This window comes from Colidextribacter sp. OB.20 (assembly GCF_009911595.1).
In the GTDB taxonomy this organism is placed as follows: Bacteria; Bacillota; Clostridia; order Oscillospirales; family Oscillospiraceae; genus Lawsonibacter.
On the sequence record NZ_QWKG01000066.1, the window covers coordinates 1 to 25316 of the forward strand.

24 protein-coding genes are annotated in these 25316 nt (G+C 62.8%); 6 read left to right on the forward strand and 18 right to left on the reverse strand.

All coding sequences use genetic code 11. The features are described from left to right. The 4 genes from D1641_RS14890 to D1641_RS14905 all read right to left on the reverse strand — a co-directional run. Nucleotides 1-407, reverse strand: a 407-nt coding sequence (locus D1641_RS14890; protein WP_201757388.1) for an AAA family ATPase, incomplete at its 3' end; no start/stop codon positions are given. Nucleotides 408-414: 7 nt separating this feature from the next. Next, nucleotides 415-735, reverse strand: coding sequence for a hypothetical protein (locus D1641_RS14895; protein WP_160665563.1), 321 nt, complete (start codon nt 733-735; stop codon nt 415-417). After that, nucleotides 735-1811 carry a site-specific integrase gene (locus D1641_RS14900; RefSeq protein ID WP_160667071.1) on the reverse strand — a complete coding sequence of 359 codons (1077 nt, stop codon included), beginning with the start codon at nt 1809-1811 and terminating at the stop codon, nt 735-737. The genes D1641_RS14895 and D1641_RS14900 overlap by 1 nt, the downstream gene beginning before the upstream one ends. Continuing rightward, on the reverse strand, nt 1798-2001 hold the full coding sequence (locus tag D1641_RS14905) for a hypothetical protein (RefSeq protein WP_006571498.1): 204 nt from the start codon (nt 1999-2001) through the stop codon (nt 1798-1800). Before D1641_RS14905 ends, D1641_RS14900 begins: the two co-directional genes overlap by 14 nt. Before the next feature lie 190 nt (nt 2002-2191). Here D1641_RS14905 and D1641_RS14910 point away from each other — a divergent pair, with 190 nt between their 5' ends. Continuing rightward, nucleotides 2192-2722 (forward strand): helix-turn-helix transcriptional regulator, encoded by a 531-nt coding sequence (locus D1641_RS14910; protein WP_160667073.1) that lies wholly within the window; start codon nt 2192-2194, stop codon nt 2720-2722. 213 nt (nt 2723-2935) lie between these two features. On the opposite strand, the gene guaA is transcribed toward D1641_RS14910, so the two are convergent. From guaA to D1641_RS14925, 3 genes are all read right to left on the reverse strand, one after another. Continuing rightward, nucleotides 2936-4471, reverse strand: coding sequence for a glutamine-hydrolyzing GMP synthase (guaA, locus tag D1641_RS14915; RefSeq protein WP_160667075.1), 1536 nt, complete (start codon nt 4469-4471; stop codon nt 2936-2938). Between the two features lie 178 nt (nt 4472-4649). After that, the gene (gene asnB, locus D1641_RS14920) at nt 4650-6230 is read right to left on the reverse strand and encodes an asparagine synthase B (protein ID WP_160667077.1); all 1581 of its coding nucleotides are present in this window, start codon (nt 6228-6230) and stop codon (nt 4650-4652) included. A 112-nt stretch (nt 6231-6342) separates the two neighbouring features. Beyond that, nucleotides 6343-8439 (reverse strand): glutamine synthetase III, encoded by a 2097-nt coding sequence (locus D1641_RS14925; protein ID WP_160667079.1) that lies wholly within the window; start codon nt 8437-8439, stop codon nt 6343-6345. A gap of 299 nt (nt 8440-8738) precedes the next feature. Between D1641_RS14925 and D1641_RS14930 the strand changes: the two genes are divergently transcribed. Together D1641_RS14930 and D1641_RS14935 are read left to right on the forward strand one after the other, a co-directional pair. Then, nucleotides 8739-9950, forward strand: coding sequence for a glutamine synthetase family protein (locus tag D1641_RS14930; RefSeq protein ID WP_160667081.1), 1212 nt, complete (start codon nt 8739-8741; stop codon nt 9948-9950). A gap of 78 nt (nt 9951-10028) precedes the next feature. Beyond that, nucleotides 10029-10613, forward strand: coding sequence for an ANTAR domain-containing protein (locus D1641_RS14935; RefSeq protein ID WP_160667083.1), 585 nt, complete (start codon nt 10029-10031; stop codon nt 10611-10613). Between the two features lie 45 nt (nt 10614-10658). Here the strand turns inward: D1641_RS14935 and D1641_RS14940 are convergent, their stop codons facing one another. Next, nucleotides 10659-11420, reverse strand: coding sequence for a M23 family metallopeptidase (locus D1641_RS14940; protein ID WP_243149411.1), 762 nt, complete (start codon nt 11418-11420; stop codon nt 10659-10661). Nucleotides 11421-11550: 130 nt separating this feature from the next. On the opposite strand from D1641_RS14940, the gene rpiB reads away from it, so the two are divergent. Then, on the forward strand, nt 11551-11988 hold the full coding sequence (gene rpiB, locus D1641_RS14945; protein ID WP_160667085.1) for a ribose 5-phosphate isomerase B: 438 nt from the start codon (nt 11551-11553) through the stop codon (nt 11986-11988). Nucleotides 11989-12101: 113 nt separating this feature from the next. Here the strand turns inward: rpiB and citF are convergent, their stop codons facing one another. From citF to D1641_RS14980, 7 genes are all read right to left on the reverse strand, one after another. Beyond that, nucleotides 12102-13664, reverse strand: a complete 1563-nt coding sequence (citF, locus tag D1641_RS14950) for a citrate lyase subunit alpha (protein ID WP_160667087.1) — start codon at nt 13662-13664, stop codon at nt 12102-12104. Then, complete coding sequence (locus D1641_RS14955) at nt 13661-14566, reverse strand: aldolase/citrate lyase family protein (protein ID WP_160667089.1); 906 nt, start codon at nt 14564-14566, stop codon at nt 13661-13663. Before D1641_RS14955 ends, citF begins: the two co-directional genes overlap by 4 nt. Beyond that, a complete protein-coding gene (citD, locus tag D1641_RS14960) occupies nt 14563-14865 on the reverse strand; it encodes a citrate lyase acyl carrier protein (RefSeq protein WP_160667091.1) in 303 nt (100 codons plus the stop codon). Before citD ends, D1641_RS14955 begins: the two co-directional genes overlap by 4 nt. 30 nt (nt 14866-14895) lie before the next feature. Next, complete coding sequence (locus D1641_RS19885; protein WP_347707444.1) at nt 14896-15960, reverse strand: AbrB family transcriptional regulator; 1065 nt, start codon at nt 15958-15960, stop codon at nt 14896-14898. A gap of 71 nt (nt 15961-16031) precedes the next feature. After that, nucleotides 16032-17537 (reverse strand): tripartite tricarboxylate transporter permease, encoded by a 1506-nt coding sequence (locus tag D1641_RS14970; RefSeq protein ID WP_160667095.1) that lies wholly within the window; start codon nt 17535-17537, stop codon nt 16032-16034. 17 nt (nt 17538-17554) lie between these two features. Further along, complete coding sequence (locus D1641_RS14975; protein ID WP_243149412.1) at nt 17555-18067, reverse strand: tripartite tricarboxylate transporter TctB family protein; 513 nt, start codon at nt 18065-18067, stop codon at nt 17555-17557. A gap of 87 nt (nt 18068-18154) precedes the next feature. After that, a complete protein-coding gene (locus D1641_RS14980; RefSeq protein ID WP_243149413.1) occupies nt 18155-19147 on the reverse strand; it encodes a tripartite tricarboxylate transporter substrate binding protein in 993 nt (330 codons plus the stop codon). Nucleotides 19148-19434: 287 nt separating this feature from the next. Between D1641_RS14980 and D1641_RS14985 the strand changes: the two genes are divergently transcribed. After that, the gene (locus D1641_RS14985) at nt 19435-20373 is read left to right on the forward strand and encodes a LysR family transcriptional regulator (RefSeq protein WP_160667101.1); all 939 of its coding nucleotides are present in this window, start codon (nt 19435-19437) and stop codon (nt 20371-20373) included. On the opposite strand, the gene D1641_RS14990 is transcribed toward D1641_RS14985, so the two are convergent. Further along, a complete protein-coding gene (locus tag D1641_RS14990; protein ID WP_160667103.1) occupies nt 20352-21299 on the reverse strand; it encodes a LysR family transcriptional regulator in 948 nt (315 codons plus the stop codon). The genes D1641_RS14985 and D1641_RS14990 overlap by 22 nt on opposite strands. Nucleotides 21300-21427: 128 nt before the next feature. On the opposite strand from D1641_RS14990, the gene D1641_RS14995 reads away from it, so the two are divergent. Next, on the forward strand, nt 21428-23698 hold the full coding sequence (locus tag D1641_RS14995; RefSeq protein WP_160667105.1) for a hydratase: 2271 nt from the start codon (nt 21428-21430) through the stop codon (nt 23696-23698). A 61-nt stretch (nt 23699-23759) separates the two neighbouring features. On the opposite strand, the gene D1641_RS15000 is transcribed toward D1641_RS14995, so the two are convergent. Together D1641_RS15000 and D1641_RS15005 are read right to left on the reverse strand one after the other, a co-directional pair. Continuing rightward, nucleotides 23760-24959, reverse strand: coding sequence for an NADP-dependent isocitrate dehydrogenase (locus tag D1641_RS15000; protein ID WP_160667107.1), 1200 nt, complete (start codon nt 24957-24959; stop codon nt 23760-23762). Nucleotides 24960-25036: 77 nt separating this feature from the next. Beyond that, nucleotides 25037-25316, reverse strand: a 280-nt coding sequence (locus D1641_RS15005) for a triphosphoribosyl-dephospho-CoA synthase (protein WP_201757389.1), incomplete at its 5' end; no start/stop codon positions are given.

The window sequence follows — 25316 nt, forward strand, 5'->3', positions numbered from 1 at the left end:
TCGTCCTCCAATGCCAGATAGAGGACGGTGCCCTTGTGGACGGGGTAGCCCCACAGGGGGAGGCCCATGCTCACATGGTAGGCAAGCTGGGCCATCAGGAATGACTTGCCCACCTTGGGCGCTCCCGCAAAGAGGTACGTCCCAGGGTAGAGCAGACCGTCAATGATTGGCGGTCTGCTCTGATAGACATTCTGGTAAAGCTCATTCATGGAAACGGTGTGGAGGTAGGCCGGGTCGCTTGTCCGTTGAAGCTCCCGAAGAATATCCTCCATACTTTCATCCTGGGGGTTGTTTTCGGTAGCCGCTTCTGATATACTGGCCGTGGTACATATTTGTGAATTGGGCTGTTCCCCGTCTGCGCCAACAGACGGAACCGGGACAGTCCTTTTCGTTTCTCTGGAATCCATCAATCTATCAATCCTCCCTCATGCCGTCCAGCGTCACGGTGATAAGGCGGATGGTGGCGAGAAGTTCATCATCCACCCCGCCCCCGGCCTCCATGCGCCGCAGCTCCCCCAGGACGGCGGCGAGCTGGTCACGCAGGGCTTTGTAGACCCTGGGATTGCCCTGCACCACAATGTCCCGGTTCAGCAGCCGCCGGGTGATGTAGTCCTGTTTGGTCAGCCCGGACAGGCGGACGGCAATCTCAAGCTGTTCGTCCTCCTCCGGGGACACTCGGAATGCCACGGTCTTGTTCCTCCAGCGGTTGTGATTGTCCAAATTCTTAGCCGACATTATGCTCCCGTCCTTTCAAAGTCCAGCTTGTCCGCCATCTCCGTCTGCTTGGACGGAAACAGGTGGGCGTAGCGGTAAGTGATCTCGATACTCTCATGGCCTACCCGGTCGGCAATCGCCACAGCGGAGAAGCCCATGTCAATCAGAAGTGAAATGTGCGAATGTCTGAGGTCATGGATTCTGATACGCTTTACCCCCGCCTCTTTCGCCCCTCTGTCCATCTCATGGTGGAGATAGCTTTTTGTAACGGTGAAAATGCGGTCTTTCTTCTTGACCCCGTAGAGCATTCCCAGGTAGTCCCGCATTTCGTCACAGAGGAAATTGGGCATTTTGATGGTACGATTGCTTTTCTTGGTTTTCGGGGTGGTAATCACATCCTCGCCGTGGAGCCGCTGGTAGGACTTGCTGATTTTCACCGTCCCGGCCTCAAAGTCGAAGTCCGCCGGGGTGAGTGCCAGCAGCTCCCCCTCCCGGATACCGCACCAGTAGAGCATTTCAAAGGCGTAGTAGGAGAGGGGCTTGTCCATCATGGCCTCCGCAAACCGCTGATACTCCGCTTTCGTCCAAAACAGCATTTCCTTTCGCTCCTCCGTCCCCATGTTCCCGGCTTTGGCGGCGGGGTTGGAGCGAAGCTCATAGAAGCGGACAGCGTGGTTGAAAATGGCGCTAAGCTGGTTGTGCAGGGTTTTGAGGTAGGTCTGGGAGTAGGGCTTGCGCTGTTCGTCCCGATAGGCCAGCAGTTCATTCTGCCATGCGATCACGTCCTTGGTGGTGATCTCGCTGATCTTCCGCTTGCCGAAGTAGGGCAGAATCTTCTTCTGGATGATGTTCTCCTTTGTCAGCCAGGTGTTCTCTTTCAGCCGGGGCTTCACATCCTTGGTGTAAAGCTCCACAAAGGCTTCAAAGGTCATATCCATGTCAGCGGCGGTCTGCATTTGAAAGCTGCGCTCCCAGTCCTGAGCCTCCCGCTTGGTGGGAAAGCCCCGCTTGCACTTCTGCTTACGCTCCCCCGTCCAGTCCCGATACCACGCCATGACGTACCATGTGCCTCGCTTTTCATCCTTAAATACCGGCATTTTCGTTCACTTCCTTTCTGGCCCCGTAGAGCCGTTCGTTGAAATACTGGCGGTTGACCCGCCCCGCAATGGTGATGAAGCCCTTTCCTTTCAATTCCTCGTTGAGCTGCCGAATGAGCTTGTAGGCGTAGGGCCTCGACACGCCCAGCTCGTCCGCCACCTCGTCCACCCGGATAAACTTGTTTTCCATGCTGGTTCCTCCCTTCATTGAACTAACGCTATTTATTTAGTGTCTGCCTCATTATACTAACTATATTCCGTTATGTCAAGGGCATTCAAAGAAAAAATTAAATAAAATTATTTAGGATTTTTTCTTGACGTTTCTAAACATATCTGTTATACTCCAAGTGTCCCCATTACATAGATTGGAGTTGGCAGTTATGGCGATTGGTGAACGTATTCGCTTCTTCCGCAATAAGAAAGGTGTCACGCAGAAGTATCTCGGTCAGGTGGTGGGATTCCCGGAACGCTCCGCCGATGTGCGTATGGCGCAGTATGAAACCGGGAGCCGCACCCCCAAGGCCGACCTGACCAGGACGCTGGCAGGCTTCTTTGAAGTCTCCACCGACGCCTTGACCGTCCCTGACATAGACAGCGACATTGGCCTCATGCACACCCTCTTTGCCCTGGAGGACATTCGGGGTCTGACCATCGGAGAGATTGACGGCGAAATCTGTTTGAAGCTGGACAAGTCCAAAGGCAAGACCTATGTTGATATGCTTGAAATGCTGTCCGCCTGGGCGGAGCAGGCCAAGAAGCTGGAGGCCGGGGAGATCACCAGGGAGGACTACGACCGCTGGCGCTACAACTACCCCAAGTACGACACCACCCGGAAATGGGTCAAAGTCCCCTCCAAGGAATTGAGCGACTTCCTTGTAGAAGCGTTCAAGGACAGGCTGAAAGAGGATTGACAGACAGCAAAAGCCCTTACCGATGTTGCCATCGGTAAGGGCTTTGTAATATGGTTTTTGTCACCCACAAGCCGCAAAGGAACACTTTTCACCTGCAATCCACCGGGAATACAGAATGATACGGCCTATGGGGAACGTTATCAAATCGTTATCAAAAGAGGGACGTAAAACCGGGGAAGCGTTGCGCCGCAACGGGTCTGGGACTTCAAAATCTCATTCCCACTCTATTGTGGCTGGGGGCTTGCTGGTAATATCGTAAACGATCCGGTTGATGCCGTTTACCTCGTTGACAATGCGGCCGGACACCCGGTCCAGCAGGTCGTAGGGGATGCGGGCCCAGTCGGCGGTCATGAAGTCGGAGGTGGTCACCGCCCGGAGGGCCAGGGTGTAGTCATAGGTGCGGTAGTCCCCCATGACCCCCACCGACCGGGTGTCGGTGAGGACGGCGAAGAACTGGTTGAGCTTTTTGTCCTCCCCGGCCTTGGCCATCTCCTCCCGGAAGATGGCGTCGGCCAGCCGGAGGGTGTCCGCCTTCTCCTTCGTCAGCTCCCCGATGATGCGGATAGCCAGGCCGGGGCCGGGGAAGGGCTGGCGGGAGACCAGGTATTCGGGCAGGCCCAGCTCCCGGCCCAGCTGGCGGACCTCGTCCTTGAACAGCATCCGCAGGGGCTCCACAATCTCCTTGAAGTCCACATAGTCGGGCAGGCCGCCCACGTTGTGGTGGCTCTTGATGACGGCGGCGTCCCCCGCCCCGGACTCGATCACGTCGGGGTAGATGGTGCCCTGAGCCAGGAAGTCCACCCTGCCGATTTTTTTGGACTCCTCCTCAAAGACCCGGATAAACTCCTCCCCGATGATCTTCCGCTTCCCCTCGGGCTCAGATACCCCGGCCAGCCTGGCCAAAAAGCGCTCCTCCGCGTCCACCCGGACGAAGTTGATGTCCCAGTGGGCGAAGGCGTTCTCCACCTCGTCCCCCTCGTGCAGGCGCATGAAGCCGTGGTCCACAAACACGCAGGTGAGCTGGCTTCCCACCGCCTCGGCCAGCAGGGCGGCGGCCACCGAGGAGTCCACCCCTCCGGACAGGGCCAGCAGGACCTTTCCTGTGCCGATCTTCTGGCGGAGACTGGCAATGGCCGTCCTTTTGTAATCCCCCATGGTCCAGTCCCCCTTGGAGCCGCAGACCTTACAGAGGAAGTTGCGGATCATGTCGGAGCCGTGCTGGGTGTGGTTGACCTCCGGGTGGTACTGCACCCCGTAGAACCCCCGGGCCTCGTCGGCGATGGCTACATTGGGGCAGGCGTCGGAGTGGGCGGTGAGGGTGAAGCCCTCGGGGACCTTAGCCATGTAGTCGCTGTGACTCATCCAGGACACCCCCTGGGCGGGCAGGCCCTGGAAGAGCTTGCAGGAGGTGTCGTACCAGGTGAGGGTCTTGCCGTACTCCCGGGCGGAGTCGTCCTGGGCGGGGACCACCTCTCCCCCCAGGGCCTGGGCCATGAGCTGGCAGCCGTAGCAGATGCCCAGAATGGGCACCCCCCAGGTGAAGATTTCAGGGTCGATGTGAGGGGCGGCGTCCAGATAGACGGAATTGGGCCCGCCGGTGAAGATGATGCCGATGGGTTCGAAGGCCTTCAGCTCCGCCAGGGGGGTGGTGCAGGGCTTGACCTCGCAGTAGACGCTGCACTCCCGCACCCGCCGGGCGATAAGCTGGTTGTACTGCCCGCCGAAGTCGATGATGAGAATTTTTTCCATAGTGTCTCTCCGTCTGATTGATATTGTGGGCCCCGACGCCCTCGGCGGCCCGGTGGTAATATTTTAAGGATTGCTATAATGAAAGGCGGCGGGCCGGGGTCGTCCGCCCTACATCCAGGCCGACGGAGGACACATGATCGTAGGGCGCGACGACACGGCGCGCCGCAAACCAGATGTGTTACACCCCGCTCTCCCCATAGTTTGCCAGCACCCGGGCGGAGGGGTCGTCCACGTCGCAGCCCTCCCAGGACCTGTTGGGCATCCAGAAGCCTGGAATCATCTGGCTCTGGCCGGGGTAGTACTTCTCAAAGATGCCCCGGTAGAGCAGAGACTCCTTGGTAAAGGGCCGGGCGTGGTCATACTGGGCCCGGAGGGCCTCAAACTCCCCGTCGGTGTAGCAGCCCTCGGCGTACTCCTTCAGATCGTCCACCAGGGAGTGGCCCACCGCGTCGGAGAAGGCTGCCTTCTCCCGCCACAGGATGCTCTCGGGCAGCCAGTCCCCCTCAAAAGCCCTGCGCAGCAGATACTTGCCCTTGCCGTAGGTGTTCAGCTTCTTTTCCGGGTCGATGGCCATGACGTACCGGACAAAGTCCAGGTCGCCGAAGGGCACCCGGGCCTCCAGGGAGTTGACGGCGATGCAGCGGTCGGCGCGGAGCACGTCGTACATGTGCAGCTCCCGCAGCCGCTTGACCGCCTCCTCCTGGAAGGCCTGGGCAGAGGGGGCGTAGTCGGTGTATTTATAGCCGAAGAGCTCGTCGGAGATCTCGCCGGTGAGGAGCACCCGGATATCCGTCCCCTCATGGATGGCCTTACAGACCAGATACATCCCCATGCTGGCCCGGATAGTGGTGATGTCGAAGGTGCCCAGGGCCTGGATCACCGTCTCCAGGCTGGACAGCACGTCCTCTCTGGTGATGATGACCTCGGTGTGGTCGCTGCCGATGTAGTCCGCCGCCTCCCTGGCGTATTTCAGGTCGATGGCGTCGGTGTCCATGCCGATGGCGAAGGTCCTGATGGGAGCTCTGCTCCTCCTGGCGGCGATGGCGCACACCAGGGAGGAGTCCAGCCCGCCGGACAGGAGAAAGCCCGTCTTGGCGTCGGACACCAGGCGCTTTTCCACGCCGGCGATGAGCTTTTCCCGAATCCGGGTGCAAATTTCTTCCAAATTATCATAGCAGACCCTGTCTGTCATGGCAATATCCCGGTAGCAGACAAATTCACCATTTTTATAGTAGTGCCCCGGGGGAAAGGGCATGATTTTGTCGGTGAGGCCCACCAGGTTTTTGGGCTCGCTGGCAAAGAGGATGACCCCCTGGCTGTCGAAGCCATAGTAGAGGGGGCGGATGCCGATGGGGTCCCGGGCGGCGATGAACTCCCCCCTCTCCCCGTCGTAGAGGACGCAGGCGAACTCCGCGTCCAGCCGGGCGAACATGCCCACGCCGTACTCCTGGTACAGGGGGAGGAGCAGCTCACAGTCGGAGCCGCTGCGGAAGGTGTAGCCCTTCCGGACAAGCTCCTCCTTCAGGGCGGCGAAGCCGTAGAGCTCCCCGTTGCAGACCACGCTGCTTCCGTCCAGGGAGAAGGGCTGCATCCCCTCTGGGGTCATGCCCATGATGGCCAGCCGGTGAAAGCCCAGCAGGCCGTCCCCTGCGGCGATGAGGCGGCTGTCGTCCGGCCCCCGGCTCTTGGTGCGCTGAAAGCCCGCCTGAAAGGCGGCCATGTCGGCCACAGGGCCGCAGTATCCGATGATGGAACACATAAAGGTTTCCTCCATTTTTGCGGAATGATTTTTGTAGGGGCGGATAATATCCGCCCGCATAATGTCACCGGAGCCCCGACAGGCGGGTAATACCCGCCCCTACAGTCAGGAATCACCTCACCCCAAACAGCAAATCGCCGTAGGTGGGGAAGGGCCAGTACTTCCTGGCGGTGAGGGTCTCGGCCTCGTCGCAGGCCAGGCGCAGCTGGCTCATCCCGGGCAGCACCCTGTCCCGGATGGCGGCGGCCTCGCTGCCGATGTCGCCGGCTCGGGACAGGTCCGCCACGGCCTGCTCCAGCTCGCCGGTTCGGGCGGCCATCTGGTCGACCAGGCCGGACAGCCTCTTCACCAGTCCGGTCTCATATTCGCAGGGACAGCCGGGGACCAGCTCCTTTTTGGCGGCGGCGGCGCGGGCGGTGTCCAGCAGGAAGGCCTCCACCGCGGGGATGATCTCGGTGCGGGCCATGTCCACCATGGTGTTGGCCTCAATGATGACCGTCTTGCAGTAGTTCTCCAGCGTCACCTCATACCGGGAGGCCAGCTCCTGCATGGAGTAGACGCCGTGGGAGGTGAGCATCTGGATGTTCTTCCGGTCCAGCAGGTGGGGCACGCAGTCGGGGGTGGCGGGGTAGTTGAGCAGGCCCCGCTTCTCCACGGCCTCTTTGATCCAGTCGCCGTCGTAGCCGTTGCCGTTGAAGATAATGCGCTTGTGGTCCTTGATGGTCCTGCGGATCATCTCGTGGAGGGCGGTCTCAAAGTCCTCCGCCCCCTCCAGCCGGTCGGCGTAGATCCGCAGGCTCTCGGCCACAGCGGTGTTTAGCATGATGTTGGCGCAGGCGATGGAGTTGGCCGAGCCCAGCATCCGGAACTCGAACTTGTTGCCGGTGAAGGCGAAGGGGGAGGTGCGGTTGCGGTCGGTGGTGTCCCGGCGGAACTTGGGCAGGGCGTCCACCCCCAGGCGGATCTTGGTCTTTTCCACCCCCTCATAGGGGGCGTCCTGCTCGATGGCCTTCAGCACGCCGGACAGCTCGTCGCCCACGAAGATAGACACCACGGCGGGAGGCGCCTCGTTGGCCCCCAGGCGGTGGTCGTTGCCGGCGGTGGACACCGAGATGCGCAGCAGGTCCTGATAGTCGTCCACCGCCTTGATGACGGCACACAGGAACAGGAGAAACTGGGCGTTTTCGTGTGGGGTGTCCCCGGGGGAGAGAAGGTTGCTCCCAGTGTCGGTGGACATGGACCAGTTGTTGTGCTTGCCCGAGCCGTTCACCCCCGCGAAGGGCTTCTCATGGAGCAGGCACACCAGCCCGTGGCGGGCGGCCACCTTCTGCATGATCTCCATGGTCAGCTGGTTGTGGTCGGTGGCGATGTTGTTGGTGGTGTAGATGGGGGCCAGCTCGTGCTGGGCGGGGGCCACCTCGTTGTGCTGGGTCTTGGCCAGGATGCCCAGCCTCCACAGCTCGTCGTTCAGGTCGGCCATGTAGGCGGCCACCCGGGGCTTGATGGCGCCGAAGTAGTGGTCGTCCATCTCCTGGCCTTTGGGGGGCCTGGCGCCGAAGAGGGTGCGGCCGGTGAAGCGCAGGTCCCGGCGCTGCTCAAACATTTTGGCGTCAATGAGAAAATACTCCTGCTCCGGGCCCACGCAGGTGATGACCCGCTTCACCGTGTCGCTGCCGAACAGCCGCAGAATGCGCAGGGCCTGCCTGTTCAGCGCCTCCATGGACCGCAGAAGGGGGGTCTTTTTGTCCAGCGCCTCGCCGCTGTAGGAGCAGAAGGCGGTGGGGATGCAGAGGGTCTTATCCTTGATAAAGGCGTAGGAGGTGGGGTCCCAGGCGGTGTAGCCCCTGGCCTCGAAGGTGGCCCGCAGGCCGCCGGAGGGGAAGGAGGAGGCGTCCGGCTCCCCCTGAATCAGTTCCCTGCCGGAGAACTCCATAATCACACCCCCGTCGGGGGAGGGGGAGATGAAGCTGTCGTGCTTTTCGGCGGTGACGCCGGTGAGGGGCTGAAACCAGTGGGTGAAGTGGGTGGCCCCCCGGGCCACGGCCCAGTCCCTCATGGCCTGCGCCACCGCGTCAGCCACCCCATGATTCAGCCTGACCCCTTCCTCAATGGTTTTTCTCAGGGATTGATATACCTCAGCGGACAGGCTGGCCTTCATCACTCTGTCATCAAAGACGAGACTGCCAAAATATTCCGGGACTGCTTCCATTTTTGTTCACCCTTTCCATGCTTCGCTTTTGCCGGCGGCCTCTGTGCCGCCCCACATAGACAGGCCGGCGCGGAGACCGCCCTCTGCTATGGGAAAACGCGCAAAAAGAGGCAAAGACGCCTTTCAGGTACATACCTAAAAAGACGTCTTTGCCTTTATGAGTGCATTATACGCCGGGGACAGGCGGGATGTCAACCGTTTTTTGAAAAATTTCAAAATCCTGCTCAGAATGGTGGAACATTTCTCCGGCTGGTGCTATAATAACCGCGAAAATCCATACAAGGAAAGCAGGGAGAACTATGAAATATTCCCAGCAGGAGGTCCTCCAGTACGTCCAGGAGGAGGAGATCGCCTTTATCCAGCTGGCCTTCTGCGACATCTTCGGCCGGCAGAAGAACATCTCCATCGTGCCCGCGGAGCTGCCCCGGGCCTTTGAATACGGCATCGCCTTCGACGCCTCGGCCATCGCCGGCTTCGGGGACGAGGCCCGGTCCGACCTGCTGCTGCGCCCCGACCCGGAGACTCTGATGCTCCTGCCCTGGCGGCCGGAGCACGGCCGGGTGGTGCGGATGTTCTGCTCGGTGATCCGGCCCGACGGCCAAGGCTTCCCCTGCGACACCCGGTCCCTGCTGAAGGCGGCGGCGGCCCGGGCCGAGGCGGAGGGGGTGCGCTTCCTCATCGGCGCGGAGCAGGAGTTCTACCTCTTCAAGCGGGATGAGAACGGGGAGCCCACCCAGACCCCCTACGACAGGGCGGGCTATATGGACGTGGCCCCCGACGACAAGGGGGAGGGCATCCGCCGGGAGATCTGCCTCACCCTGGCCCAGATGGGCATCCTGCCCGAGAGCGCCCACCACGAGGAGGGCCCCGGCCAGAATGAGATTGACTTCCGCTACTCCGACCCCCTCACCGCGGCGGACAATGTGATGACCTTCCAGTCCATTGTCAAGCTTATCGCCCAGCGCAACGGCCTGTACGCCGATTTCTCCTCCAAGCCCCTGGCCGGCCAGCCGGGCAGCGGCTTCCACATCAACATGTCTGTCCAGAGCCCGGACGGGCAGGACTATCTCCACCAGATTGTGGCCGGGGCGCTGGACAGGGCGGTGGACATGACGGTCTTTCTCAACCCCGGAGAGGGGTCCTATGCCCGCCTGGGGGGCCACAAGGCGCCGGTGTACGTCTCCTGGTCGGCGGAGAACCGCTCCCAGCTGGTGCGCATCCCCGCCGCCGCGGGGGAATACCGCCGGGCGGAGCTGCGCTCCCCCGACCCCACCGCCAACCCATACCTGGCCTTTACCCTGGTGATTCAGGCGGGGCTGTACGGCATCCGTCAAGGTCTGGCCCTCCCTGAGCCCGTCAATCTCAACCTCTTTCAGGCGGACCCGGAGACGCTGGCGGGCTTTAAGCGCCTGCCCCAGAATCTGGCCGCCGCCCGGACGGCGGCCAGGAGCAGCGGCTTTATCCGGGACAGCCTGCCCAGGGAGATTATCGAGGGCTACTGCGGCCGGTGAGGGTAAGCAGGCTCCCTCAAAGAGGGAGTCTGCCACAGACTACTGTATTGCTATATGAAAGAAGAGAGGGGGAACAGGATGAGTCTAAAGGAGCGGGTATACAGCGTGCTGGTGGTGTCAGCCTCGGAGCGGTTCAGCGCCGCCCTGGCGGAGTTCCTCCCTGAGGCGGTCTACAGCCCGGTGGTCACCGCCTCCAGCGTCAGCGCCGGGGAGCGGGCGGCCGCCCAGCGGAGCTTTGACTTTATTTTCATCAACTCCCCCCTGCCCGACGACCCGGGCCTCCGCTTCGCCATGGACTGCTGCGGCCGCAGGGAGACGGTGGCGGTGCTCTTCGCCGCCGCCGACCAGTGTGACCGGGTCTATGACCGGGTGGCGGAGCGGGGGGTCTATGTCCTGCCCAAGCCCACCCCCCGTGGCTCTATGGTCCGGGCGCTGGGCTGGATGGCCGCCACCCGGGAGCGGCTGCGGGGGCTGGAGAAGAGGGCCCGGCCCATCGAGGAGAAGATGGAGGAGATCCGCCTGGTCAACCGGGCCAAGTGGCTGCTCATCAGCGAATTAAAGATGACTGAGCCCGACGCCCACCGCTATATCACCCGCCAGGCCATGGACCGCTGCATCTCCAAGCGGGAGGCGGCCGAGGAGGTCATCCGGCTGTATAAGTAAAGAGGCCCTCATCCCCCGAGGGGGAGGAGAGCCTCTTTTGCGGTTTTAGTCCAGATACTCCCGGGGGTCCACAGGCTGACCGTCGAGGAGGGTCTCCAGGTGCAGGTGGGACTGCTCCCCCACCTCCGCCATGGCGGTGCCGCCCACGGTGCCCAGAACGGCGCCGATGTCCACCTGATCCCCGATCTGAACGGCAGTCTCCGGGTCCAGGTTGCAGTACCAGGACTGGAGGCCGCCGCCGTGGTTGACCACAATGGTGGTCCCCATGAGCATATCGTCATAGATCTGCTCCACAGTACCGGCGCTGATGGACAGCACGTTTACCCCCCGGGCGGCGGCGATGTCCAGCCCGTTGTGGGTGCGCCAGTCCCCCATGGTGGGGTCCAGGGACAGGGTCTCAACGCTGTAGTCCCGGAGCACCGCCCCCTGCAGGGGCCAGGTGAAGACCTTGGATACCGTCTGGCGGCTGCTGGTGTCCGGCTCGGGGGTCTGGTCCTTCACCGGCTCGGGGTCGTCCGGCTGAGGCTGGACAGCGGGGTCCGGCTTGGTCTGGGCGGAGCCGGAGGGAGCGGGGGCGCTGGGCGCCGGCTCCCGCTGGGGGACGGACGGCCTGGCCGTGCTCTGGTCCGGAATGGTCACAGAGGCGCTCCCTCCCGCCGGCTCGGTGTTGTGAATCCCGCCCACGGCGGTGCGCAGAAGATAATAGCCCGAAATTCCTATGGTGGCGACACACAGGAAAAGGACTATGTAGAAGCCCTTCCCCATGGCGAAGTCGCCGATCCGTTTCCAAATGCTTTGGTTTTTCAAAAAACCACCTCCAAAGCCTAGTTTGGACAGGCCTGGGAGTGGTTATACATGGCGGGCAAAAATTTTCCTGCCTCTTGAAAAGGGCGGGGAAAAAGGGTACAATAGGGCAAACAGAAGGAGGCTGAATCGTATGATCGCAATCGCGTCTGACCACGGCGGCTATGCCCTGAAGGAGCACATCAAGGCCTATCTGGCCGCCAAAGGCATCACCTGTGAGGACTTCGGCACCGACAGCACCGACAGCTGCGACTACCCCGAGTTCGGCGAGGCGGCCGCCCGGGCCGTGGCCGAGGGCCGGTGTGAGAAGGGCATTGTCATCTGCACCACCGGCATCGGCATCTCCATCGCTGCCAACAAGGTGAGGGGTATCCGCTGCGCCCTGTGCGGCGACGTGCTCTCCGCCGAGCTGACCCGCCGGCACAACAATGCCAATATGCTGGCTATGGGGGCTGGCATCATTGGCCACATGACCGCCGAGCGGATTGCAGACGTCTTTCTGTCCACCGAGTTCGAGGGGGGCCGCCACGAGCGCCGTGTGAACCGGCTCATGGAGATCGAGGCGGACTGAGCCGCGCGTCAGAGCTTCAATCGCGAGAGGAGCGGGAACAGAAAAACCTGTGCGGGCCTTGGAGGGCCCGCACAGGTTTTTCTCTTTTTGGGGAAGCCGCCCGGAGGCGGCGCTCAGTCCGCGAACTCAAATTCCTTCATCTGCCGCACCACGTCGATGATGCTGCCGTCCCGGGCCTCCACAATGCCCACGACCCGCTCGCCGAACTGGATGGGCTCCGGTGTTCCCACGATGGCGTAGGCCATGTCCTTCAACTCCTCGATGGTGTGGACAGGGACGCCGCAGCTCCGGGCCGCCTCCATCAGGTCGGGGCGGCGGGGGTTGACGGCGATGCCGTACTCCGTCACCACCACATCCACACTCTCTCCAGGGGTGGTGACGGTGGTGACGTCGGCGCACACCGCCGGGGACCGGCCCTGGAGCAGCGGAGTGATGACAATGGTGCACTTGGCGCCGGCGGCGGTGTCCGGGTGGCCGCCCTGAGCGCCGGTAATCAGGCCGGTGGAGTCAGTGATGACATTGCAGTTAAAGTGGGTGTCCACCTCCAGCGCGGCCAGGATGACAAAGTCCAGCTGGTTGACATAGGCCCCCTTGTTCATGGGGTTGGCATACTCGCTGCCGGTGATCTCGATGTGGCTGGGGTTGCTCCCCACCGACTCCACCGCCCCCAGGTCGAAGTCCTGGGTGTCCACCAGCTTGCCGATCAGGCCCTCCTCCAGCAGCCGGACCATGGGGGTGGCGATGCCGCCCAGGCCCAGGCCCATATGGATGTTCCGCTGGCGCATGACCTCGGCCAGGTAGATGGTGGAGGCGATGGAGGCCCCGCCCACGCCGGTCTGATAGATGAACCCCTCCTTGAAGTAGGGGGTGGAGACCACGAAATCAGTGCAGTACTTGGCCATCAGCAGCTTGCGCTGGTCGGTGGTGGGCTTGGCGGCGCCGGTGGCGATCTTGTCCGGGTTGCCGATGGCGTCCACCTTGCAGACAAAGTCCACGTTCACCATGGAGATGGAGGCGGGGATGTTGGGGAAGGGCACCAGGCAGTCGGTTACCGCCACCACCTTGTCGGCGTACTGGGCGTCCACATAGGCGTAGGACAGCACGCCGCAGTTGGACTTGCCGCCGTTGGGGCGCAGATTGCCCTGCTCGTCGGCGGTGGGAGCGCCGATAAAGGCGATGTCGATGTGGACCCGGCCCTCCTCAATGCAGCGGACCCGGCCGCCGTGGGAGTACATCACGGCGATATCCCGCAGTTTGCCGTTGGAGATGGCCTCGCCGATTTTGCCCCGGACGCCGGAGGACAGGATGCCGGTGATGGTGCCGTCCTCAATATAGGGGACGATGGGGTCGTGGGCCTTGCCCAGGGAGGAGGCGCAGACACGGATGTTTTTCAGGCCCATGTCATGAATCTCCTTCATGACCATGTTCACCACATAGTCGCCCTCCCGGAAGTGGTGGTGGAAGGAGACGGTCATGCCGTCGTGAGCGCCGCACTGCTCCAGCGCCTCCCGGATGGAGTGGACCAGCTTGCTCCGGGCCGGGTCGATTTTGGCCCGCACGGTGGGCGCCGCCTTGGTATACTCCTTGCCGTCGTGAAAGAGAGCGCCGCGGAAAATGTCCCGGCCGGTGACCTTCAGAACCTCCTCGGGGATATCGCGGCCTACTGCGTTGATCATACCAGATCACCTCCATAGACGCCGGCGGCCTTGGCCAGCATCAGTGTGCGCTTCGCGCCGTCGTAAAAGGCGATGTCGATCATCTTTCCGTTCACCGTAAAGACACCAATGCCCTGTGCCTTCTTGGAGTCGATCTCCTGGACCACCTTCTCGGCGAAAATGATGTCCTTCTCCTTGGGCGTGAAAATCTCGTGGACAATGGGAATCTGCCGGGGGTTCACCAGGGACTTTCCGTCAAAGCCCATAAGATGGATGGTCTCGGTCTCCCGGCGGAAGCCCTCCATGTCGTCCAGGTTGGTGAATACCGTGTCAAAGCACTGCACGCCGGCGGCCCGGGCGGCGATAATCATGTGCTGGCGGGCGCCGGTCAGCTCCACGCCGGTGCCGGTGATGCCGGTCTGGAGGTCCTTGGTGTAGTCGCCGCCGGACAGGGCCACGCCGATGAGCCGGTCGGAGGACTTGCAGATCTCCAGGCAGTTGAGCACGCCGTAGCAGGACTCCAGGGCGGCCATGAGAAGGGTGCACCCCTCCTCCCGGCCGAACTCCCGCTCGGCGGCCAGCACGGCCTGCTCCACAGTGTGAACGTCGGCGGCACAGGTGCACTTGGGGATGCGGATCACGTCGGCCCCGCCGGCTACGCAGACCCGGACGTCCTCCTGCCAGTGGGGGGTGTCCAGGCCGTTGATGCGGACCACCCGTTCCACGCCCCGGTAGTCGATCTCCCGCAGAGCGTGGTACAGGGAGAAGCGGGCGGCGTCCTTCTGGTTTTCCGCCACGGCGTCCTCCAGGTCCAGCATGATGGAGTCGGGCTGATAGATATAGGGGTCCTTGATCAGCGCGGGCTTCTGACAGTTCAGGAACATCATGGACCGGCGCAGCCGCTTTTTGTTGGGATGACTCACCGCACAGCACCTCCCCAGGGAATCCGCTCTTGGGAGCACTGGGCGGCCCGGAAGGCGGCTCCCTCCACGCGGGCCTTCAGGGTGCAGTCAAGCGCCCCCTTGTCCACCACGGTCACAACGGCGTCATGGATGTCCAGGCGCTCCAGCGTCTCCAGAATGACGCTGCGCATGTGGTTTCCAAACCGATGGATTACAGGGCTGGTCAGCTGCAGCTGGATGCCGCCGCCGCCCCGCTCAATGGTGACCATGGCATCGCTGGATTCCATCGTTCCTGCGATGCCGGTGCATTTAATCTCCAAAATAATTCCTCCTTCCAGAATAGGGAGAGTTCAGCCGGGGAGCTGCCCCAGCCACGCACAGAGGCGGTAGACCAGCTGCGGGAACAGCAGGACCACGGAGACCATGCGCAAAACCTGCGTAACCATCAGGTCGGCGCTCTCCACCCCCAGATCGGCGGCGATCAGGGCCATGTCGGAGGCGCCGCCGGGGGTGGAGCTGAGCATCGCCTCCCGGGGCTCCCGGTGAAAGAGCCTGGTAATGAGCCAGCCGCACAGCAGGCTGACAGGGACGTACACCGCCAGAATGATGACCGCCGGCAGGATCAGGGCTTGAAGCTGGGCGATCCGCTCCGGGGTCAGGGTGCAGCCGATATAGGCCCCGGACAGGACCTGGGCCGCCCGTTTCAGGGGCATGGGGAGATAGGCCCGGCCATAGATCAGGTTCATGGCGATGACCAGGACCATAGACCCCACCAGGATGCCCGCCGGAATGCCGGCCGCCTTTCCGAGCCCGCCGCCCACGGCGGCCACGGCCACGGTGGCGGCAGCCAGGGGGAGGCCCTTGGGGGCTTTTGCCGGCTTCTCCTCCGCCTGACCGGCGTCCGCCGGAGTCTGAGAGGGCGGCACCAGAAAGGCGATGACCCAGGGCATCAGCACCACGCCGGTGACCATCCGGACAAACTGGAGGATAGCCACTGTGCCCACATCCGCGCCCAGGTCGGCGGCGATGAGGGGGGTGTCGGACATCCCCCCGGGCACACAGCACAGCAGAGCGGTCATCAGGTCGCAGGCGCCGGTCCTCCAGATCAGAAACCCGGCCAGCAGGTTGGCGGTCAGGAAAAAGGCCATAATCAAAAGGTAGGGCTTCCAGACCCGCCGGATGCTCTTGAGCTGTTGGTGGTCAAACAGCGCGCCGATGTAGGCCCCCGCCGCCACCTGGGCGGCAAACCGGCCGGCATAGGGCATATAGCCGTAAGGGGTCAAAACATTGAGGGCCGCTGCGCCGATGAGGGCGCCCACCAGCATCCCGCCGGGTATTCTGCACCGCTTTGCCAGCAGGCCCGCAGCGGTGCAGACCAGCAGCGTGATAAGAAATCGAAGCAAAGGACCTCTCACCTCTTGAAAAAAAGGCGTCGTTTTTGGAGACGACGCCCTTCGGGATTGGGATATGTGCCTTCAGGGTCAGATCAGCTCTTGGCCTTCTTGTCAGGCAGCGCGCCCTTGATGATGGGGAAGAGGATCATAGCGGCGCACACCAGCAGCAGTACAATGGTGATGGGGCTGTTCAGAGCGCCCGCCCAGCTGCCGTTGGCGATCTGATAGGCACGGCGCAGGTTCTCCTCGCACATGACGCCCAGCACGAGGCCCAGGACCAGAGCGGCGGAGGAGTAGCCCAGAGAGACAAACAGATAGCCGATGATGCCGGAGGCGACCATCAGGACCACGTCGCCGGTGCTGTTTTTCAGGGCGAAGGAGCCGATGGTGGCCAGCATGATAATGACCGGGCCCAGGATGGAGTAGGGAATGGCCAGAATCTTGGCAAAGACCTTGGCGATGGCCAGGGCCACAAAGACCATGATGATATTGGTAATCAGCATGGAGCCAAATACGGAGGACAGGTAGTCGGGCTGGGACTTGACCAGCAGGGGGCCTACCTGGACGCCCTTGAGCACCAGGGCGGACATCATGATGGCCGCAGCGTTGCCGCCAGGGATGCCCAGCGCCAGCAGGGGGACCATGGCGCCGCCGGTGGCGGCGTTGTTGGCACACTCGGAGGCCACGATGCCGTCGGCGATGCCGGTGCCGAACTTCTCAGGGTATTTGGAGACCTTTTTCTCCACGGTGTAGGACAGGAAGGAGGCGATGGTGGCGCCGGCGCCGGGCAGAATGCCCACCACGGTGCCCAGAACGGAGGAGCGCAGCATGACCCACTTCACCGCGAAGAACTCCTTCATGTTGGGGATAGCGGTCTTGAATTTGCCGCCGCTGGTGCTCTCCATGTCGTTACCCTTGCCCTTGGCGCGCTTGACCGTCTGCTTGAGCACCTCGGTGACGGCGAACAGACCGATCATGACGGGGATCATTTCCACGCCGGACAGGAGGGTGGTGCTTCCCCAGGTGAACCGGGCCACGCCGGTCTGGGGGTCCATGCCGATGGTGGCCAGGAACAGGCCCAGCAGGCCGGAAACCAAGGTCTTGATGACGTTGCCGTTATCCAGGCAGGTGAGGACGGAGAGGCCCAGCATAGCCACAGCGAACAGCTCGCCGGGGCCGAACTTCAGGGCCACCGCAGCCAGAGGGCCGGAGACGATGGCCATGGCGAAGGCGGCGATCAGGCCGCCGATGGCGGAGGCCACCAGAGAGTAACCCAGGGCCTTGCCGGCCTCGCCCCGCTGGGCCATGGGATAACCGTCGAAAGTGGTGGGGGCGGAGGAGGGGGTGCCGGGAATCTTGAAGAGGATGGCGGTGATGCCGCCGCCGGTGATGGAGGCGCAGTACACCGAGCACAGGAAGGCGATGGCGATTACGCCGTTCATCTTATAGGCGAAGGGCAGGGCCAGAGCCACGGCCATGGAGGCCGAGACACCGGGCAGCGCGCCGAAAATGACGCCTACTACCGTGCCGGCGAAGATGAGGACAAAGGTGGAGGGGGTCAGAACGATCTGCAGGCCGGAGATCAAGGTATTTAACATGATTTACGACCTCCTTTTTACAGTCCCGGGATCATGCCCAGAATATTTTCCATGAACAGGGCGAAGTTCCGGAAGAACCCGTTGCCTCTGGGGAGGAAAATACTCAGGGGACCCTGGAAAATGATGTACAGGACCAGCGTTGCGACCACGCCGGTAATGAGCAGCACCACGGGCCGCTTCTCGCCCAGCAGGATGCCATAGGCGATGAGGAACAGGAAGCAGGTGGGGATAAAGCCGATTTGAGGCAGGATCAGGGCGGCGGCGGCACAGATAATGATGCCCACCAGCAGCTTGCTCCGGAAGAAGCCGGCAATCGCCTCGCCGGTGACGGGACCCTTTCCGTTCTTTTTGCGGATGGTGTTCACCAGGCCGACGGCCAGCAGTACGATCATAATCCCCAGAATCAGCCGGGGCCAGAAGGCCGCGCCCAGCTCTGTTGAGGTGGCGTTATCTACCGAGCCGATAAAGAAAAAGCAGTAGATGGCGCCAGCGAGCAGCACGACATTGAAAATAAGATCCAACGTCAGCATTTCTTTCATCCTTTCTTAAAAGAAGCTGCGGCGGCGGGGACGCAGGGTGCGTTCACGCCGCCGTGACAGGCTTGCTTACTTTAACAATCAGCCGAAGAGCTCAGTCAGCTCAGTGTGATCGGCCTCCCACTGCGCCTGATAGGTGGCGGGGTCCATCCAGCCGGTGCGCTGATCCAGGCCCTGGGTCTTGGCCCAATCCTGGAACTCCTGGCTGGCCACGGCCTTCTCGGCGGCGGCGGCGAAGGCGTCAATGGCCTCCTGAGGCATGTCGGTCTTGCAGTAGATGCCGCGGTAGGGGCCGTAGAAGCAGTCCACATTCAGCTCGCCGGCGCACTCCACGTCCTTATACTCGTCGATGGTCATGCGCTCCTCGGTGCAGGTCATGATGGCCTTCATGTCGCCGGACTGGATCATGGACAGAACCTCAGCGGGGCCGACGCAGGCCAGACCCACGTGGTTGCCGATAACGTCGGAGTTCAGCTGGGAGCCCTCGGAGTAGCCCACGGCCTCAATCTTGTCGCCAAAGGCGGCCACGACGCAGGCGCCGTCCAGGCCGGTCAGGCTCATCACGCCGCACTGCACGGAGCCGGGATTGGCCTCCACATACTCCATCAGCTCTTTGTAGTTGTTGTAGGGGGCGTCCTTGCCGGTGACAAAGATGTTGCAGTCCCAGACCAGGTTGCACACGGGCTTGATCTGGCCGTAGACGTCGAAATCAGTGGCGCCGGTGATCTGAGCCAGCATGGGGGAGGGGGTGCACAGAAGCCAGGTGTAGCCGTCGGCGGGCTGCTGAACGGCATACTGCACGCCGGAGACGCCGCCGGCGCCGGAGACGTTGTTCACGACCACGCTCTGGCCCAGCTCCTTCTCCAGCTGGGTGGCGAACTGACGCACGGTGGTGTCCGCGCCGCCGCCCGCGCCCCAGGGGCAGACGATCTCGATCTTGCGCTCGAATTTGAAGCCGCCGTCAGCGCCTCCGCCGTTGTTTCCGCTGCCGCCGGGGGTACCGCCGTTCCCGCCGCAGGCGGTCAGAGACAGAGCCATCGCGAGGGCCAGCGCCAGGGATAAGAACTTCTTCATAACATTTCCTCCTATAAAGATAGATTGGGCCTTCGGTGCAAAGGCTGAACATCTCATAAGAAAAAAACTATCCCCATTAAAAAAATGCCGTCTGTGTTTGTGCAGTTAGATAAGCCCCTTGCATTTTTTGCAAAATAGTTTTATAACTTATGTTGCGATGATTTTATCACCGGCGGGCAAAAAAGGAAAATACTTTGTTTTTTGCTTTCCAATAAGAAAACTATTATCTTGTAAAAAAGGAAGGGTCCATTCTGGGTAATATAGACAAAAAACAGGGGGAGAGACTGATGAATCTGAAGCGAGCCCATTACATAGAAGCGATTTATGAGGCCGGAGGGGTTACCGCCGCGGCCAAAAAGCTGTTTGTCTCCCAGCCCTCCCTGAGCCAGACGGTGCGGCTGGTGGAGCGGGAGCTGGGGATCGCGATTTTTGAGCGGGGCGTCTCGCCGCCCAAGCTCACCTACGCGGGGGAGAAATATCTGGAGACGGCCCGGGCCATGACCGCCCAGGAGAAGCAGCTGAACAGCATTTTAGAGAACATCCGCAACGAGGAGCAGGGCTGTCTGCGTCTGGGGGTCAGCATCCAGCGGGGGATGCAGCTGCTCCCTCTGGTGCTGCCCGAGTTCAGCCGGCGCTATCCGGATGTCCAGCTGCTGCTGGAGGAGCGGGGCTCTGAGCTGCTGGAGAAGAATGTGGACAAGGGAAGGCTTGACCTGGCGCTGGTGACCACCGAGCCGTCGTACAACGGATTAAAATACATCCTGATTGAGACGGAGAGCTATGTTCTGCTCACCAGCCGGGATGGGGCGCTGAAGGGGCGCTGCCAGCCCGGCGGCACGGTCAGCCTGATGGACGTGGCCAACGAGCGCTTTGTGTCGCTGAAGCCCGGACACAACATCCGGGTAATCCAGGACCGGGTGTTTGCCCGGTGCGGCATCTCCCCCCGCATTCTGCTGGAGACGGACAGCGTGGAGGGGGCCATCCGGACGGCGGTGGCCTGCGGCTGCTGTATGCTGTGCCCCCAGGTCTTTGTCCGCAGCGACCCGGCCATCGCCGGTACAGGGGTGTGCTATCAGGTGAAGGAGCTGGTGGAGGAGCGGCACTTTTACGCCTGCCACCAGCGGGAGAAGTATCTGCCCGCCTATACCCGCACCTTTATTGAGATGGTGCAGGCGGCCACAAAGGAGAGCCGGCTGCACGGGCATCAGGGAGCCGAGGGGGCGTGACCACACTGCTCCTCCAGCAGCTCCAGAAACCTGGCGGCCGCGGCGGGGAGATAGCTCCCCCGGGGGCGGACCGCCGCCGCGAAGAGGATGGCGTGGTACTCCTCGGGAAGAGCGTAGTAGTCGGCGTCCCCCCGGGCGGCAAACAGGGCGGCGTACCGGCTGGGGAGCATGGCCGCTCCCCCTCCCGCGCAGGCCACCCTGCGGGCCGTCTCGAAGCTGGAGGAGGTAAACATGATTTCCGGGGAAATGCCCGCCTGGTGAAATACCCGGTCGGTGACCCGCCGGATGCGCTGTCCCGCCACCACGGCGGAAAAGGCCCGGTCCCTCAGCAGCCGGGGGTCCAGAACGGCCAGCTGCCCTGGCCCGCCGGGAACGGCGGCGCGGCCGATGGGGTCGCCTCTGGCCACGGCGATGACAAAGGGGTCCTGATACAGAAGGCGGCAGTGGTGGCTCCGGTCCATCCGCTCCGCCTCCTCCTGCGTCAGGTTCATGACCCCCAGGTCCAGCTGCCGGGTGGAGAGCATCTCCAGAAGCCGGGTGGACGGCTCCTCCCACAGCAGCACCTCGATGCCGGGGTATTGGGCCCGATACCGGGGAAGGACCTCCGGCATCAGCTCCATGGACAGAAATCGGGTCATGCCGATGAGGGCTCTGCCCCGGCGCAGGCCCTCCAGCTCCCCCAGCTCCTGCTCCAGGTCGCCATACATCTTCAAAATCTCCCGGGCGGTCTCGCAGTACCGCTCTCCGGCGTAGGTCAGGACCAGCCCCCGGCTCTCCCGGCGGAACAGGGGCTGGCCCAGCGCCTCCTCGATCCCGGCCAGGCTGTGGCTCAGGGCGGGCTGGGTGATATACAGCCTCTGGGCAGCCCGGGTGAGGCTTCCCTCCTGGGCGATGGTAGTGACGTACAGCAGCTCGCGGTCAGTCATCGGCTTCACGTCCTATAAATTTTTTTCATGGATTTGTTATAATTTTTAACAGTTGTTTATATTATGCCGGTTTGGTATGATGAAGTCAACAGGACCGAAACTGAATTTTGCAGAAAGGACGGACTGACATGATCAAGCTGTATGAAAACGGGGTCTATCTGCTCAACGGGAGCGAGCTGGTTTCGGAGGAGGAGCTGACCGCACGCACCGGCGCCCGGCCCGACTCCGGAAGGGCGGCCCAAGGGACCATCGCCTACGGCATCCTGAAGGCCCACAACACCACAGAGGATATGGACCGCCTCCAGCTGCGGTTCGACTCCCTGACCAGCCACGACATCACCTACGTGGGCATTATCCAGACCGCCCGGGCCTCGGGCATGACCGAGTTCCCAATCCCCTATGTCCTCACCAACTGCCACAACTCCCTGTGTGCCGTGGGGGGCACCATCAACGAGGACGACCACAAGTTCGCCCTGTCCGCCGCCCGCAAGTACGGCGGCATCTATGTCCCCACCAACCTTGCCAATATCCACAGCTATAACCGGGAGATGATGGCCGGCTGCGGCCGGATGATTCTGGGCTCCGATTCCCACACCCGCTACGGCGCCCTGGGCACCATGGCCGTGGGCGAGGGCGGCGGCGAGCTGGCCAAGCAGCTTCTGCGCCGGACCTATGACTTTGCCCGGCCCCAGGTGATCGCCATCTACCTCACCGGCGCGCCCCGGCCCGGCGTGGGCCCTCAGGACGTGGCCCTGTCCATCATCGGCGCGGTTTATAAGAGCGGATATGTGAAGAACAAGGTCATGGAGTTTGTGGGCCCCGGCATCGCCGGCCTGTCCGCCGAGTACCGCAACGCCATCGACGTGATGACCACCGAGACCACCTGCTGGTCCTCCATCTGGGTGACGGACGACGAGATAAAGCGGTACTTCCAGCTCCACGGCCGCCCCGGCGGCTACAGGGAGCTGAAGCCCGCGGATACCGCCTACTACGACGGCTGTGTGTATGTGGACCTGTCCACTGTGGAGTGCACCATCGCCATGCCCATGCACCCCTCCAACGTCTACACCATCCATGAGCTCCAGGCCAACGCCCGGGACATCCTCCACCTGGTCCAGGAGGAGGCCAACCGCCAGATCAAGGGCGCCAAAATGGAACTGGACAGCAAATACCATGACGGGGCCGTCTGGGTGGAGCAGGGGGAGATCGCCGGCTGTGCCGGCGGCACCTACGACAGCCTCTGTGCCGCCGCCGACATCCTCCGGGGCCGCTCCTGCGGCAGCGGGGCCTTCACCCTGAGCATCTACCCCGGCTCCATGCCCGCCAACCTGGAACTGATCCGCTCCGGCCGGGCGGCCGATCTGCTGTCCGCCGGCGCCATCCTGCGGGAGTGCTTCTGCGGCCCCTGCTTCGGGGCGGGGGACTGCCCGGCCAACGGGGAGTTCTCCATCCGCCACACCACCCGGAACTTCCCCAATCGGGAGGGCTCCAAGCCCGGCGAGGGCCAGATGAGCGCCGTGGCCCTGATGGACACCCGCTCCATCGCCGCCACCGCCGCCAATGGCGGGCGGCTCACCGCGGCCACCGACCTGGAGGTGGAATACAGCGCCCCGGACTACCGCTTTGACCCTGGCATCTATGAGAAGCGGGTCTACTCCGGCTGGGGCAGGCCGGAGCCGGAGCACGAGCTGAAATTCGGCCCCAACATCAAGGACTGGCCCCAATTCCCCGCCCTGACCGAGGACCTGCTGGTCAAGGTCTGCTCCTACATCACCGACCCCGTCACCACCACCGACGAGCTGATCCCCTCCGGAGAGACCTCCAGCTACCGCTCCAACCCCGAGCGGCTCAGCGAGTTCGCCCTGTCCCGCCGGGACCCCCAGTATGTGGGCCGCAGCAAGGCGGTCCGCCAGATGGAGCGGGACCGGGAGGCCGGAGCCCCCCTGCCCGGGGAGCTCACCGCCGTGGCCGCCGCCCTGGAAAAGGCCGGCGTCTCCTGCGACCTGGCCCATACGGAGATCGGCTCCACCATCTTCGCCAACATGCCCGGCGACGGCTCCGCCCGGGAGCAGGCCGCCTCCTGCCAGCGGGTGATGGGGGCCGCCGCCAACCTGGCGAAGCAGTACGCCACCAAGCGCTACCGCTCCAACTGCATCAACTGGGGCATGGTCCCCTTCCTGGTGGAGGACCCCTCGGTGTTTGAGCTGGGCGACTACGTCTTTGTGCCCGGCATCCGGCAGAAGGTGCTGGACAACGCCCAGGACATCACGGGCTATGGGGTCAAGCCTGACGGGACGGTGACCCCCTTCCCCCTGACCACCGGCCCCCTCACCGGGCCGGAGCGGGAGATCATCGCCAGCGGCTGCCTCATCAACTACTACCGCAGCAATCAGAAGTGATACAACAAGCGCCCCCGCTGTTTTGCAGCGGGGGCGCTTGTTCTGTACGGACTTCCGGGGGTTAGAGCCGGGCCCGGATGGCCTGGAGGAACTCCAGGCCGGTGACCTTCCGGGGCTTGGCCCCGCCCTCCCACAAAGCTGCCAGGTCGCCGGTCATGATGCCGCTCTCGATGGTGTCGATGGCGGCCTTCTCCAGCTTTTTGGCGAAGGCGGTGAGCTCAGGCAGGCCGTCCAGCTCGCCCCGCTTGGCCAGCGCCCCGGTCCAGGCGAAGAGGGTGGCCATGGGGTTGGTGGACACCTGCTCCCCCTTCAGATGGCGGTAGTAGTGCTGAGTGACGGTGCCGTGGGCGGCCTCGTACTCGTAGTTGCCGTCGGGGGACACCAGCACGGAGGTCATCATGGCCAGGGAGCCGAAGGCGGTGGAGACCATGTCGCTCATCACGTCGCCGTCGTAGTTCTTGCAGGCCCAGATAAAGCCGCCCTTAGAGCGGATGACCCGGGCCACCGCGTCGTCAATGAGGGTGTAGAAATAGGTGATGCCCGCCTGCTCAAACCGGGCCCTGTAGTCCCGCTCATAAACCTCGGCGAAGATGTCCTTAAAGGTGTGGTCGTACTGCTTGGAGATGGTGTCCTTGGTGGAGAACCACAGGTCCTGTCTGGCGTCCAGGGCGAAGCGGAAGCAGGCGTGGGCGAAGGAGGTGATGGAGGCGTTCACGTTGAACTGACCCTGGAGAACACCGGGGCCGTCAAATTTCTGAATGACCTGGCGGGTCTCCCTCCCGTCCGCGCCGGTAAAGACCAGCTCCGCCGTGCCAGGTCCGGGGACCTTGTATTCGGCGGCCCGGTATACGTCGCCATAAGCGTGGCGGGCGATGGTGATGGGCAGCCTCCAGTTCTTCACCACCGGATTCAGACCGTTGACCATGATGGGGGTGCGAAAGACGGTGCCGTCCAGGATGGCCCGGATCGTGCCGTTGGGAGACTTCCACATCTGAGACAGCTTATACTCCTCCATCCGCTGGGCGTTGGGAGTGATGGTGGCGCACTTCACCGCCACGCCGTACTTCCTGTTCGCCTCGGCGGCGGCGATGGTCACCTGGTCCCCGGTGCGCTCCCGCTCGGGCAGGCCCAGGTCATAGTACTCGGTTTTCAGGTCGATATAGGGCTCCAGCAGCTCCTCCTTGATCTGTCGCCAGAGGATGCGGGTCATCTCGTCTCCGTCCATCTCCACGAGAGGGGTTTTCATTTGCAGCTTGTCCATGGGGAATCACTCCAATCACAGTATTTTTGCCGCCAGAGGACTGACGGATCTTCATGACAGCGCCGGGGCCCGGGCTGTCACAGGGCGGACTGCCAGCTCCGGAGGAAAAAGGCCGCGGCCAGCAGATCGGCGCAGCCGCCCGGCGAGAGGCTGTCCTGAACGAACGCTTTGCCGAGGGCGGCGATGTCCTCTACCGGCGGGAGGGGGGAGCGGGCCAGCAGGTCCCGGCACAGGGCGGCGGCCGCCTCTGCCCGCTCCGGTCCGCCCCGGGAGACCATGTTGGTGTCGGTCCCGGCGGCGATGAGGTGGAGCAGCGTGACGGCCCCGGCGTCGTTGAGGCTCAGCCCGGCCCCCAGC

Coding starts and splice junctions, on each gene's coding strand:
- D1641_RS14975 (WP_243149412.1), bottom strand. CDS start 18,067: ATGCTGACGTTGGATCTTATTTTCAATGTCGTGCTGCTCGCTGGCGCC.
- D1641_RS14985 (WP_160667101.1), top strand. CDS start 19,435: ATGAATCTGAAGCGAGCCCATTACATAGAAGCGATTTATGAGGCCGGA.
- asnB (WP_160667077.1), bottom strand. CDS start 6,230: ATGTGTTCCATCATCGGATACTGCGGCCCTGTGGCCGACATGGCCGCC.
- D1641_RS14895 (WP_160665563.1), bottom strand. CDS start 735: ATGTCGGCTAAGAATTTGGACAATCACAACCGCTGGAGGAACAAGACC.
- D1641_RS14970 (WP_160667095.1), bottom strand. CDS start 17,537: ATGTTAAATACCTTGATCTCCGGCCTGCAGATCGTTCTGACCCCCTCC.
- D1641_RS14910 (WP_160667073.1), top strand. CDS start 2,192: ATGGCGATTGGTGAACGTATTCGCTTCTTCCGCAATAAGAAAGGTGTC.
- D1641_RS14980 (WP_243149413.1), bottom strand. CDS start 19,147: ATGAAGAAGTTCTTATCCCTGGCGCTGGCCCTCGCGATGGCTCTGTCT.
- D1641_RS14990 (WP_160667103.1), bottom strand. CDS start 21,299: ATGACTGACCGCGAGCTGCTGTACGTCACTACCATCGCCCAGGAGGGA.
- D1641_RS15000 (WP_160667107.1), bottom strand. CDS start 24,959: ATGGACAAGCTGCAAATGAAAACCCCTCTCGTGGAGATGGACGGAGAC.
- D1641_RS14925 (WP_160667079.1), bottom strand. CDS start 8,439: ATGGAAGCAGTCCCGGAATATTTTGGCAGTCTCGTCTTTGATGACAGA.
- D1641_RS14995 (WP_160667105.1), top strand. CDS start 21,428: ATGATCAAGCTGTATGAAAACGGGGTCTATCTGCTCAACGGGAGCGAG.
- guaA (WP_160667075.1), bottom strand. CDS start 4,471: ATGGAAAAAATTCTCATCATCGACTTCGGCGGGCAGTACAACCAGCTT.
- D1641_RS14900 (WP_160667071.1), bottom strand. CDS start 1,811: ATGCCGGTATTTAAGGATGAAAAGCGAGGCACATGGTACGTCATGGCG.
- D1641_RS14905 (WP_006571498.1), bottom strand. CDS start 2,001: ATGGAAAACAAGTTTATCCGGGTGGACGAGGTGGCGGACGAGCTGGGC.
- D1641_RS14930 (WP_160667081.1), top strand. CDS start 8,739: ATGAAATATTCCCAGCAGGAGGTCCTCCAGTACGTCCAGGAGGAGGAG.
- rpiB (WP_160667085.1), top strand. CDS start 11,551: ATGATCGCAATCGCGTCTGACCACGGCGGCTATGCCCTGAAGGAGCAC.
- D1641_RS14935 (WP_160667083.1), top strand. CDS start 10,029: ATGAGTCTAAAGGAGCGGGTATACAGCGTGCTGGTGGTGTCAGCCTCG.
- citF (WP_160667087.1), bottom strand. CDS start 13,664: ATGATCAACGCAGTAGGCCGCGATATCCCCGAGGAGGTTCTGAAGGTC.